General features: G+C 32.9%; 9 protein-coding genes and 1 pseudogene. 7 read left to right on the forward strand and 3 right to left on the reverse strand.

Annotation, left to right across the window (positions count from 1 at the left end; translation table 11 throughout):
- Positions 1 to 78: 78 nt before the first annotated feature.
- A complete protein-coding gene (locus ACINWC743_RS08280; protein WP_035300721.1) occupies positions 79 to 300 on the reverse strand; it encodes a hypothetical protein in 222 nt (73 codons plus the stop codon).
- Positions 301 to 413: 113 nt separating this feature from the next.
- Between ACINWC743_RS08280 and ACINWC743_RS08285 the strand changes: the two genes are divergently transcribed.
- The 5 genes and pseudogenes from ACINWC743_RS08285 to ACINWC743_RS08305 all read left to right on the forward strand — a co-directional run bounded on the left by ACINWC743_RS08285 (position 414) and on the right by ACINWC743_RS08305 (position 6,523).
- Positions 414 to 614, forward strand: coding sequence for a hypothetical protein (locus ACINWC743_RS08285; protein ID WP_035300723.1), 201 nt, complete (start codon positions 414 to 416; stop codon positions 612 to 614).
- Positions 615 to 832: 218 nt separating this feature from the next.
- Complete coding sequence (locus ACINWC743_RS08290; RefSeq protein WP_009585095.1) at positions 833 to 2,179, forward strand: site-specific integrase; 1,347 nt, start codon at positions 833 to 835, stop codon at positions 2,177 to 2,179.
- A gap of 11 nt (positions 2,180 to 2,190) precedes the next feature.
- Positions 2,191 to 3,771 (forward strand): site-specific integrase, encoded by a 1,581-nt coding sequence (locus ACINWC743_RS08295; protein ID WP_009585100.1) that lies wholly within the window; start codon positions 2,191 to 2,193, stop codon positions 3,769 to 3,771.
- Positions 3,761 to 6,084 (forward strand): annotated as a pseudogene (locus ACINWC743_RS08300) (hypothetical protein). Before ACINWC743_RS08295 ends, ACINWC743_RS08300 begins: the two are co-directional and overlap by 11 nt.
- A 1-nt stretch (position 6,085) precedes the next feature.
- A complete protein-coding gene (locus ACINWC743_RS08305) occupies positions 6,086 to 6,523 on the forward strand; it encodes a hypothetical protein (protein ID WP_009585094.1) in 438 nt (145 codons plus the stop codon).
- On the opposite strand, the gene ACINWC743_RS08310 is transcribed toward ACINWC743_RS08305, so the two are convergent.
- Positions 6,512 to 6,721, reverse strand: coding sequence for a helix-turn-helix domain-containing protein (locus ACINWC743_RS08310; protein WP_009585097.1), 210 nt, complete (start codon positions 6,719 to 6,721; stop codon positions 6,512 to 6,514). The genes ACINWC743_RS08305 and ACINWC743_RS08310 overlap by 12 nt on opposite strands.
- Before the next feature lie 85 nt (positions 6,722 to 6,806).
- Here ACINWC743_RS08310 and ACINWC743_RS08315 point away from each other — a divergent pair, with 85 nt between their 5' ends.
- Together ACINWC743_RS08315 and ACINWC743_RS08320 are read left to right on the forward strand one after the other, a co-directional pair.
- Entirely contained in the window at positions 6,807 to 7,301 is a 495-nt protein-coding gene (locus tag ACINWC743_RS08315) for a hypothetical protein (RefSeq protein ID WP_009585102.1), read from the forward strand.
- Between the two features lie 104 nt (positions 7,302 to 7,405).
- Complete coding sequence (locus tag ACINWC743_RS08320; RefSeq protein ID WP_009585096.1) at positions 7,406 to 11,521, forward strand: hypothetical protein; 4,116 nt, start codon at positions 7,406 to 7,408, stop codon at positions 11,519 to 11,521.
- A 29-nt stretch (positions 11,522 to 11,550) separates the two neighbouring features.
- Here ACINWC743_RS08320 and ACINWC743_RS08325 read toward each other — a convergent pair.
- Positions 11,551 to 12,716 (reverse strand): IS3-like element ISAba21 family transposase gene (locus ACINWC743_RS08325; RefSeq protein WP_085947548.1). Its coding sequence is split into 2 segments (ribosomal slippage): positions 11,551 to 12,458 and positions 12,458 to 12,716, totalling 1,167 coding nucleotides; the frame shifts between segments, so codons are not numbered across the junction.
- Positions 12,717 to 12,783: the final 67 nt, after the last annotated feature.

The following is a 12,783-nucleotide window of genomic DNA, read 5'->3' on the forward strand; positions in this document are numbered from 1 at the left end:
TTACCCGCATATTATTAGAGGGGGTAGCCAAATTACTCAATCCCCCCTGTGTAAGCGTCGGTTTAGAATAATTTTTGATCATCCCTTAATCCCCATTTCTCGCATCAAATCATTTTCTTGTTTTACAGCCTCGCAATATTCAGAAACGACTGGTGACTTATATCCCCACTCCAACATCACCATCTCGATATGGAATAGACATTTTTCGGATTCATACGCAGGGTTACCACCGACAATAAGCTGACATGCCCTGTCAAAGATGATTTTTGAGACGATTTCGAATGCTTCTTGTCTGTTCATGTTGTCGTGTTGTCATATAAACATTTGAGGTAAATATAAACATGACAACAAGTTTTATCAAGTGTTTTCATGACAACATGTACAATAGAAAACTTGTAAACAGGAGTTTTAATATGAGTAAGAGAAATATGTACTTAAGAATCAAAGAGTCAGAGCAAGACATGCTTAGAGAGGCACATAGAAAAATTAATAATAAATTGTTAGAAAATGGCTATCCGACAGTACAAGATAGTGAAATATTGCATCAATTAATTGAAGTAGGTCTAAAAAAACTGGACGTAGATAATCTTGGAAGATTTCATATAAAAAACTAATAATTTATGTTGACCCTGATTACTAAAAAAAGGAGCCTGGATAAGGCTCCTTTTTAATCGCTTGGAAGTCGCATAACGAAATTTTATGTTAAATCCGATACACCTAATAATAACTTCATATCATTCTTTCTTAAACTAGAATTCAATAACTTAACTAATTTCTATTTCAGTCATAAAATATGATATGTTGATCTTAAGAATACTTCATAAACTTTACTATGTTTGCTTTAAAAACAATTCATTTGGAAAAGAAAGTTTCAAACGAAAATCAAATTATTCTTTTATTTGATCTGGATTCATCTTGTCCATGTTTGTACCCTATGCTGTACACGATGAAATTTCTTAGATTTCAAAGTATCTCTACGCAGCATGCAGATTTAATCGCAATAAAATTTTTGTATGAATTTTGGTTTGAAAAGTTTGCCACGTCCTTTTGTGAGTCGTTTTACTCTTCATCCTACAATTTTGAGATCATCCAAGTTGAAATTGATAATTTCATTGTTTATTTAGAAAATAATAAAAAATTTGATAGCAATCTTATTCGGCTAAGAAATACAGACCATACCAATTACACAACAATTGGCCATAGAATTAGATCCTTTCTAAAGTTTTACAACTTTTTGATTGATGAATACTTAAGCATCCAATCACAGCCACAACTCACGTTGAAAGAAATTCAAAAAATTAAAGAAAACTTGAATAAATATATGACAATAAAGAAAAAAATTATAAATAATTTCTCTAAAGCCAATAAAACAATTAAAAGTGAGATAAATCATAATTTTAAGAGCATGAATCAGGAAATGATTAAAGGATTGTATTCAGTTATTTCACCGAGCAACTCTAATAGATACAATGAATTAAATCCTTTTAGATCTAAAAGTGTGCAACTCAGAAATTTTCTGATCATACATCTCATGCTTAACTATGGTCTTAGAATTGGTGAACTTATGCTGCTAACAACCAATTCTATTAAAAAATCAATTCAGAATCATAATTTTAGTCTAATTATTACAAATACAGATGATGAGTTCGATGAACGATCAAAAAAGCCAAAAATCAAAAATGAATATTCGTACCGAGTAATAAAACTACAGGAACGAGACCATAGAATTCTTCAAATTTATATAAATGAAATCCGAAAAGAAATTCCTTCACAAATCTTATTTACATCTTTAAAGCCTCCCTACTCCGCTTTAAGTTATGCCAGTGTTAAAAAGATATTTGATCAAGTAGATTTGTCATTAAAGGCATTGTTACCTGAGTGTTTTGATACTTCAGCTTATGATTCAATAGAACGTCTAACTCCACACGTATGTAGACATTCTTGGGCTTATATGATGTTAAGTTTTTCTTTTGAGAAATATAAGAAAGAAAATGCTAGTCACTCTGATCTCAAACAAAGTGTAAATGATGCTCTACTAAAAGCACAGGATGATCTAAGAGCCTTAGGTGGTTGGTCGCCTACAAGTACAATGCCTATATATTATGGTAAACGCTTTATTGTAGAACGAGCTAATTTTATGAATTTGGCTCGGATCATAGATTCCAATATTAAATTTTGATTGATAAAAATATGTCCCAACTTAGTCTAGATTTTGAAAAAATTGAGAACAGTTCTAGTGAATTTATTATTTTCCACGATGCTGACCTTAGGCTCATAGAGTCTTTACACTTACCGACAATCATTCGATTTCATAGAGCTGATAAATTTGATAGCAAGTTCATTCAAACAACTAACGATGTTTGGAATTTTTCTTATTCAGGGAAAAAACTTCACTTAAACCTCTCTAACTTCAGTACGTCAGAGAAAAAATTGGCTAAATTTTTTCTAGCGAATTATGTTCAAGTTAATACACCATCTGCACTTGAAGCTAAATTACAGGCTTACACTTTTGCAATAAAGTCGCTAAAAACTAGAAAGTTAAAGCTTGATTATCAGAATGCGAAATCTTTATTGGTTGATTTAGCAAAAGCCGATAATTCTACATACTATTATCATTTTAAGTTTTTGGTGAAGCTACTATTTCTCGAGAACTTTTCATGCTTTGATCTTGACCACGAATACGAATTGGAATTTCTTGAACGTCCTCAAGCATTTAATTCAAGATTATATTACCAACAATACGAAGATTCTATTGATTACCCTCTCATTTCAATGATTCAACAAGGCTTTATCGAGCTAAACCAAGCTATCAAAGATGATTTTCAAGGTATTGATAAACAAACACTGCTTTACTCATCAATACTTGGTTTAGTGTATGTAACTGGTCTTAGACCTGTGCAATTAGCAAAGCTATCTGCTGAAGACATAAGAATAGATACCACACGCACTACTGATCATTTTCATCGCTATAGCATACTAATTCCCTATGCAAAACAAGCACGTTATATACATGAAAAGATCGCAGTGAAATTACCAGAAGAAGTTGCTGAAATCATCATTGCTTATATCGAAAGATTTGACTTGAGTCCAAAAGATAAGTTATTTGATTTAGGAGAAAATTCCGCACGCTTTTGCTCAAAAGCGATTAATACACAATTATTTGATTTTGCTCCTGAAGCCTATAGAGAAGCTGTTCTTTCTGGTGAAATGATAAAGCAAAAGTACTCCTTTTCAGATTTTAGGCATCATGTTGGCTATAGTTTGGCAATGGCAGGTTCTTCAGCTGAGGAAATTGCATATATCTTAGGTCACTCTTCTGTTGTAACAGCTAGACATTATATTTTTTCTACCCCAGAACTAGCTCAAATTAGAGCGCAGGCACTTGGTAAAAACTCTCTGTATAGACAAATGATCGCTATGCTCCTGACTGGAAGGCTCGTTTATAAGAAAGATTGGCATCAGAAAAAAGTACTGGGAAATATTGGTAGCAAAATTCATTACGATATTGGTGGGTGTTCTTACAAAGACAAATGTTTATTTCAACCTGTACGTAACTGCTATGGTTGTATGTACTTTCATCCTTTTATTGATGCTAATCATAGTAATGTTCTAGAAAGTATACAAAGTGAAATCAATGAACTCATTAAGCTATCAGATGGGATTGGCGTGTCTAGAAATCCATTGATTCGAGTGCATGAGTCAACTAAATTCGAAATTGAATCTGTAATAGCTCGTTGCGCATTACAGAAGGATGATATCCATGAATCTTGAAAAATATAATACGTTTATTGAAGAACAAAAAAATTACTTTAATCAAAATTTACAGTCTAATTTTAAATGGGGTTGGAATGACTCATCTTGGTATGGTGGTACAATTGGATCAGGATGGTTGTTGTCTAGAAGTGGTAAAACACATTTCACTTTCGGTACGATTAAAAAATTGAAAGGTATCGAAAACAAAACCATTGATCCTGTTTTTCAAGAATTTATTAAATCAGTACTAATTCTTAGTTACCGTAAATCTAACTCTAAAGCATCTCCGCAGAAGCTTTATTCAGAATTTCTAATACTCAAGCGTTGGTTCAGTGCTCTTTATACTGAAAACACTGATAATGTACATCCATGTCAATTATCAACATCAATCTTAAATAAATCTTTTGAGATTCTTGTTGAAAACTCAAGTAAAACGAATCTTCCTGACCACGCTGGTACATATCTCAGATTACAGGAAATGTTAAATCACTATGGTATAACTGAACAACCTTTAGAATTTTCTCAAAAATACCTATATATAAACCGCCAAAATAGAACTCCAAATGCCAAGAAAACAAAAGCTTTAATAGATCAATTGGAACTTGATGAAGATGATCTGGATAAAGAGAAACTCATTTCTATTCGCACATTTATCAATATTGTGTCCTTGATTAGTTTGTGTGAGACGAATGGTGAAAAGATTGTTCTAAATCTTTTATTATTGCTTATTGTCACTGGTTTACGTTCAACAGAAGCAATCCTCCTAAAGACAGATGCATTGATCAAACAACCTATTCTTGATCCAGTAACCAAAGAACATCTAACTTTAGATGGCAAAAACAATACACGTTGGGAATTCAATACCATGGTGCGAAAGGAGCAGGCTTTAGAATCCACTGGGTTGAGCCTTTATCTGCTAATTTAGTTGAGACAATATTTCAGTCAGTATTAGGTCTCACCCAAGAATATAGAGAGCATCTGTATTATATCAGGTCAAAAAATTGTTCAGATTTTTTGCCAAAATCTATTGATGATATTGATCAAGATTTTGTTGAAATAGATGATCTCATTGGAACCATTTTTGGAGTAAAAGATAACTATAAAGGTAGAGCTGGACAACGCGATGTTGTAATTAAGTCGATTAAAAATGTTCCAATTTATAATGAAATTAGAAGTGGTCAAAGCATTGAAAGATATTATTTAAAAAAAGATATTAATCAATTTATTAAAGGGTTAGCTAATTACGATTCTGAATTTCCAATTGATCACATTTTTAACTACGAAGGAAAAACTGAAATAATTGCTTTTGAAGATCTACTTTTTATTCATGAATTTAGATTAGCAACGTTACAAAGAGCATTTATAAATAAGTCGAATGTATTACCTTTAAACGCGACAATCATTAATAATTTTCTAGGTAATAGTTTAAGTGTTTCTGTCTTTGAAAAATATCAATTAATGGAAAATGATAAAGAGTACTCTAAATTAACCACTCATATTCCTCGGCACAACATCAATACTTTTCTAGCTCTTAGTGGTTTAGCTGAACATCTGCAAGCAATGCTCATGGGACGTGTAGACATTAAGCAAAATCAATATTATCAACACTTAGCGTTAAAACAACGTAAAGTCACAGCTAGTTTGTTGGAAAAACATGAATTGGCACTTTATGAGAATGGTAAACAAGAAGTTAAGCTAGACTATCCAATTGATTCTATTAAACATGATGGATTAATGTATTTTTCAGACCAATTGGGTCTCGAAAATAATCTAAAAATGAATTTACAGACATTTGACTCTAAAAATGAAGTGGCAAGCTATGTAAGGGAATCTTTCTTTGATGAATATTTTCAAGATATCGCTGAATCTTTTAATGAGCTGGTTAAAGAGGATCAATCATTAGCCAATTCATTAGTTCAACGCCATGCTTGTTTACACCCCTTGCCTTTTGGTGGATGCATGCGTGAAGTCGCTGTACACGATTGCCCTAAACGCCTTGCATGCCAATCTGGTGATCAATGTGGAAACTTTGCTTTAACTGGTCGTAAAGGTGAATTAGAAGTTCTAAAACATACTTTGAATGAATTATTAGATAAGTTTTCACATATAGAGCAAATCGTAGCCCATGATTTATCTTATAGCGAAATGCTTGAGGATTTACGTCAAAAAATACTTTATTTAAGTGATTTAAAAATAAAAGCACTTGATAGGCAAAATGGTTTAACTCCTGTTCCTGTTTTTCCTTATGGAGATGCGATCACTAAATTACCAACAACCTTAAGTGAGCTATTCGCTATAGAACAGCAAAAAAAAGAGACTAAGGAAGCCTAATATGTTACGTGGTAAACAATTAGATGAAGTCATCGAACAAGAATTGCAAATGATGTTGGTTGAAGGTTTTGAAAAATCTCCTATTTCGCATAAAGCTCTTCATAGTCGTCTAATAGCTAAGGGCTATATATCAGGTGGGCTAAGTACTTTGAGTTCGGCTGAAAGGAAGAAGCTCATATCTTTGTATGTATCTGAGCAGATTTCTCCACTAAATCTAAAGACTAAAGAACAGCAACTTTATGTAAATAAAAAGACAAGACAGGCTCTTACGGACACCAATAAAAATCTACGCACACAAATTGATGATTTGGAGTCACAGCTTCATCAGAATACAGAAACACTTATAGATATTATTGAAGAGGTAAAGCTTAGAACAAACTTGAAAGTTGATCATCTCTTAGCCCCACATCTCCTAAAAAAGTATCTTTCAAGGGAGTAATATTTTAGGATCAACATTGAGTGTTTGTGAGATTTGGTAGAGTTTTTCAACAGTAATGCTGACTTCCCCCCTTTCAATTCGCCCCAAATAGCTACGATCAATCGTTGTTAATAAGGCTAATTGTTCTTGGCTAATAGATTTATTTTTCCGAGTTTCCCTGATTTTAAAGCCAATCGACAGTGCTAGTTCTTGATTCATGGATGACTACCGTAAATACAAGAACTATCAGGAATTGAAGTGTTTTAATCCACGGACTATAATCCTCATTATTTGAGTGATGAATATGGAAATTCAAAACTTACCAATGTTCAAAGAACTTTCACGCGTATTTTGTAGCTATAAGATTGACTCATGGCAAACGGTAGACTTCTGGGATAAAGTTAAACTTTTGAAAGTAGTAGATAGTAATGTTAATTATCAAAGTGTTTATCGGCTAATACTTCGGTTGGTTAAAGATGGTTATTTATCAGTTGATGATGAAAAAAGTAGATATGGACAAACAACTTATACTGAAACTGAATATTTGAATGATCTACGTTCTCAATTTTGTATAGAATCAACAACTACTCTTCAAGAACTCAACTTGAAAAAGGAAGAATTTGAGAGTGAAATCACTAAACTCGAAGAAGAAGTTGAAGCGTTGGAAGATTTAAAAGAACAATTTCCTGATATCCAGTTTAAAATTGAACAACTTAGACAAACGAAAATCCACAATTATGAATTGTTAAAAATAAAAATCAGAGCAATAAGTTCAATAATAGACTACTTAAGTACCTAGATGACTGAAAAATATTAAATAAATTATGAGTTTAATTATAGAAAAAAACGAAAAAAATATATAAATTATTAAAAATAATAACGCTTTAAAAATTGAGGATTTTTGTGTCTCTAGAACCTGGTGGCTTGGCTGAAAAAATTGGAAATCGTTACGAATCATCTTGGATCACATTCCAACTACTAAGATTATTAGATGAAAAAATTTCGTTTGTTCAAGTTGAACCATTGGGTGATGATGAAGATGCTGTAGATGTCATTATTGGTAATCTTGATGGCTCTAAAGAACATCACCAATGTAAAATTGGAGAAAAATCCGTAGAAGCTTGGACAGTTGCGACACTTGAATCTAAGAAACTTTTAACTAAAGGCTTTGAACATATATTATCGGGTTCAAAATCTTATAAAGTCATTTCAAGAATTGGTTTTAGACTACTAGAAGATATTTGTGAAAGTGCAAGGAATAGCACAGGTTCTAGCTCAGACTTCTTTGAGCATCAAATTAAAGATATAAGCCAAGACCGAATAAAGTTATTTGATGAGTTGTGCTATCGGCTAAAGCTCGATCAAACGAATTTAAGAGATTTAGACAAAGCTCTTCTCTTCCTACAAAGTTTTGAAATAATTAAATTTAATGAGGATGATACAGATCATGAATTATGTTTATTACTTGCTGAAAAATTAGTTTATGAACCTGCTGTTCATCTAGTTCACTTCTTGCAAACTTATCCAGTTAAAAATAATAAACTTAGAATACCAATTACGACTCATCTTCTGAAAACTGATTTAGAAACTCATCGATTCTCTTTTAGACCTTCTCCAAGTGACCCTCATACGTCCTCTGTAATAGCAACACTAAATGATGAGTTTGATCACTCAATCGAGCCTTATTTAATATCACAACAAAATATTCAACGTCCTGAATTCAATACTACACTTGATACCGTTAATAATAGCCCTATCACAATAATTAAAGCAGATGCAGGGGTTGGGAAAAGTGCATTTTTATTGGATTTGAAAAAGCATTATGTTCGCTTTGGAACTATTGTTCTTCCTATTCGACTAGATAGGCGAGTTCCTGAAAAAAATCTAGATCAATTTGGAAAAGATTTAGGATTTCCATATTCTCCTATTGCTTGCTTAGAAAAATATGGAAAAGGTCAAGAAATTATCATCTTGCTCGATCAATTAGATGCACTTCGTTGGACTGCCCTTCACTCATCAAATGCATTAGATATATGCATCAAAATGGTTAAGGAAATTCTTTTACTACGTCAACATGCTAATACCAATATAAAAATTATTATGGCAACAAGAAACTTTGAGTTCGAGGATGATGTACGTCTAAAAAATTGGATTAGTGGACTCAACAATGATGTCAAACAGATAGAACTAAAGCTCTTTGAATCAGATCAGATTAAGCCATATGTTAGCCAATTCGAAGACTATGATCATTTGAATAATGAGCAAAAAAATATTTTAAGAATCCCTTTATGGTTAGGTATTTACATCAATTTAGCCAATGATTTAGGATGCGCTCCTAAATTTACAAGCAAATTAGATTTAATCAAAGGTTTCCTCGATAACCGCTTTGAACAGCTCAATGAGAGTTATGGAGTTTCCACAGCAGATAGTGAAGATTTATTCAATGAAATTATAGATTTGATGAATCACTCCAACAAATTAAGTATTTCATTAACTCAATTATCAAATGGTTCATCAAAAATTAAGAGAGCTATGATTTCTGTTGGATTGCTTTCCGAGCAAAATAGAGAAATTAGCTTTAGACATCAAGCGATTTATGATTATGCGATAGGTAGAAAGCTATACCTACTTGGTCGTACTTCTACTGAAAATTTCATAAATGAACTAGGCTCAAGAAATCAGCAAACATTATTGAAACGAGAACATCTCAGATATGCCTTAGCAATGTTATATGAAGAAAATGAAAACACTTTCTGCAATTGCATTGATGCAGTTCTTTACCATCCTGAAATTCGATTTCATTTGAAATCATTAGTATTTAGCGTATTACGCCATATAGAAAACTTTAAAGCTCCTCTCAAAAAGCTGATTAATAAAATTATTGATGATGCTGAACTCGCCCATCATTTTATAAGATTAAGTTGCAGCGGTACTCCTGCTCTCGTTCAATATCTATCGGAAAGTCATTATCTAAGTGATTGGTTAGATGAGGATGGTGATACGCAATCTAAAGCTCTAGAACTTTTAAGCTCAGTTTCTGATAAAACCCCAAACTTGTTAATTAATGAATTATCTAAGTTCGTGAATCAATCATCTGAGTGGAATCAAAAGATATACAACTGTTTATGCTGGAATATGAAGAATGATTCGGATGAACTCTTTGATTTTCGTATACAACTTATAAAAGCTGGCACTAATAGTCATTATATTTTTTGGGATGATTTAACTAAACAGCATCCATTAAGAGCTTTGTATCTATTAGAGCTTATGTGTGATGAAGAATTTCATGCAAGACTAAACTCAAGAGAAAAATGGTCTGATTACGACACAGAATGTGTTGAGAAGCTTGCTGAAAGCCATTCATTAGATGTATTAAAAGTCTTTTTACCTTTTTTAGATCAGTATTTTGCTAAGCCTCTAATTGAGGAGTTTGATGCTTATAAATGGTCTGAAGAATACGCTACAAGAACATCACTTGAGACGTTTATATACAAAGCTTTGTTTACCCTTATAAGTAAGGCATCTCAGAATATGGCTTTAAAATCAACTGAGCTATTTCAATTATTAAGCCCATTTAAAAAAAATCAGAATTTAATATTTAATCGTATATTTGCGAATGCTCTTGTATACATTGATATAAACTATGCTGATGAAGTTGTAGAATGGTTATTAGACAATCCAGCTCATAAGTTAAAATTAGCTAACGATAGCGAAGAACCTGTTTGGAAGTTAGCAGGTAAGCTCATTAAAAAATATTCCCCACATTGTAGTCTAAATAACTTTGAACTTCTTCAAGATGTAATCTACAACTCCCCCTCTGACTATGGTGTAGATCAGATCAAATGGCGTTTAGAAGCAACTCGTAAAAACTACTACTCTCCTTATTGGGGGAAAACTCAATATTATTTATTACCCAAATTAGATCCTTCACGTATTTCTAATGAAACTGCTCAATTGATTGGAGTACTTAATCGAAAGTTTGAAAAATATACTGATGATGATTTTTGCAGTAAAATTAATAGTTGGGGAGGTATTGTTACATCACCTATTAGAACTCATATATCAAATAAAGCTTGGAAAAAACTTATTACTTCAGATCCAAATAAATTTAAAGCTAATAGTTTTAAAAAAGATTGCACAGAAGCAAGTATTCATCAATTTTCAAACACCTTTAGAAGTGCTGTAAATGCTGAGCCTAAACGGTTTGCAGAATTTTCTTTAACCTTACCCACTCATATTCATCAAGATTATATTGATGCGTTATATTCAGGGTTAAGCGAAAATAATCTTGATCAAGTTCCAGAACATCTAAAAGAATATTGGGCACCATGTCCTATTGACTTAATAGAGCAAGTTATCGATCATTTTTCAACCACAACTTATCCACGAGAACTTCAACGATTACTTTCAGGAAGAACCAAGCTATTATCTCCTAAACACATAGAACTATTGGAAGATATTGCCAAACTTGCAGATGATCCGTTACCAAATTCATTAAACATTCATACTGTTGGTCATCCAGATAAATTAGATGAAATTTCTAGCCATGATTTGTTCGGAAATACAATTAATTGTACGAGAGGGAGTGCATATAGAGGTTTAGCTGAAAAATTCTGGGATGATCAAGAGTATGCTGTTTCACATAAATATATTATAGAAAATGCTTTAAACGATGAACATGCAGCTGTACGAATGGCTACAGCTGATTTACTACTTCCTATGTACAATTATGATCGTGACTATGCTTTTCAAAAATTTATAGAATTATGTCAAAAAGACATTAGAAATGCTTTAAGCCATGGCTATCACTACTATTTCAATAATGCTTTTAGTAACGAATTTAAAGAACCATTTATAGCCCTAGTTAAAATGATGCTTAACTCTTCATTCCAAGATGTTAGAAAGGAAGGTCACAAACAAGTCATTGCTCGTTGGTTATTCAATGATTTATTTGAAGAAGAGTTACAGAAAAGTCTTGATTCTAAAAATCAAGAAAGCCTTTTGGGTGATATGTGCTGAATTAGCAGGAGACTTTCACTTGGGATATGCTAGGCAGCTAACCGATAAAAGTTCTCTGCTATTTGATTTGGCGTTTTAAAATCCAAACTCTTTTGAATTCTTCGCTGATTATAAAATAACACAATGTATTCTGTAATATCTGCTTTAGCTTCATCTCTGGTTTTATAGTTGCAATGATGCACTAATTCATTCTTGAGTATGCCCCAGAAACTTTCAATCGGTGCATTATCGTAACAGTCCCCACGTTTGCTCATTGAACCTTGAAAATCACATTTTTCCAGTATCTTTCGATATTCATGGCTGCAATATTGGCTGCCTCTGTCCGAATGAATAATTAAGCCTTTCGTTGGTTTTTGATTACGAATCGCCATAGTCAGTGCATTGCAAACAAGTTGTGCGGTCATACGCTCATTTAAGCTATAGCCAACCACTTGTTTCGTGTACAGGTCTTTTACTGCTGCCAAGTATAACCAACCTTCAGCAGTCCAAATGTATGTAATATCGCTTGACCATGCAAGATTGGGCTTAGTCATTGAAAACTGTTGCTCTAGTAAATTTGCGTAGATCGCTCGATTATGATCACTCTTCGTAGTTCTTTTGAAACGCTTATGACGCTTACAATACAGCTGGTTGAGCTTTTTTATTTGACGTACAGCATACGTACTGATTTTGATACCTTGCGCTTGTAAATGCTTAGTTAATCGAATATAGCCATAGCTTTGTTTAGTTTCCTCATGAGCTATTTTGACCAAAATTGTCTGTTGATTTCGCTGAACCAATCTTTTATTCATGCCTCGTTTTAGCCAATCATAAAATCGTGACACTGAAACGTGAAGTAATCTAGCCATAAAGCTAATCGGGAATAAATATCTTTGCTGTTTCATATAGGCGTACCTTACTGACTTTCTTTCGCAAAGTACGCTGCTGCCTTTTTTAGAAATTCACGTTCCATTTCAGCTGTTTTGAGCTGTTGTTTGAGCTTTTTATTTTCTTCGAGTAAGGCATTTAGATCAGGTGAATATTGTTTAGTGCCTGCTAAGGTGCCAGTCTTTGCTTTATTATTCCAATTTGAAAGAGTTTGCATTGAAATGCCAAGTTGTCTGGCTGTTTCCGATACATTGCCTTGATTGGCTTCAATCAATTTTATTGCTTCAACTTTAAATTCTGCGGTGTAAGTCTTCTGTTTCTTGCTCATGGTAAACTCCTGATGAGTGTCTATAGTTTACCAAGTTAAAACCTCCTGTTTTCTCAGCACACATCAG

This window comes from Acinetobacter sp. WC-743 (assembly GCF_000335555.1).
Classification (GTDB): domain Bacteria; phylum Pseudomonadota; class Gammaproteobacteria; order Pseudomonadales; family Moraxellaceae; genus Acinetobacter; species Acinetobacter bereziniae.

Bases quoted from the DNA above. Each gene is read 5' to 3' on its own strand.
- ACINWC743_RS08280 (WP_035300721.1), bottom strand. From the start codon at position 300: ATGAACAGACAAGAAGCATTCGAAATCGTCTCAAAAATCATCTTTGAC.
- ACINWC743_RS08285 (WP_035300723.1), top strand. From the start codon at position 414: ATGAGTAAGAGAAATATGTACTTAAGAATCAAAGAGTCAGAGCAAGAC.
- ACINWC743_RS08290 (WP_009585095.1), top strand. From the start codon at position 833: ATGTTTGCTTTAAAAACAATTCATTTGGAAAAGAAAGTTTCAAACGAA.
- ACINWC743_RS08295 (WP_009585100.1), top strand. From the start codon at position 2,191: ATGTCCCAACTTAGTCTAGATTTTGAAAAAATTGAGAACAGTTCTAGT.
- ACINWC743_RS08305 (WP_009585094.1), top strand. From the start codon at position 6,086: ATGTTACGTGGTAAACAATTAGATGAAGTCATCGAACAAGAATTGCAA.
- ACINWC743_RS08310 (WP_009585097.1), bottom strand. From the start codon at position 6,721: ATGAATCAAGAACTAGCACTGTCGATTGGCTTTAAAATCAGGGAAACT.
- ACINWC743_RS08315 (WP_009585102.1), top strand. From the start codon at position 6,807: ATGGAAATTCAAAACTTACCAATGTTCAAAGAACTTTCACGCGTATTT.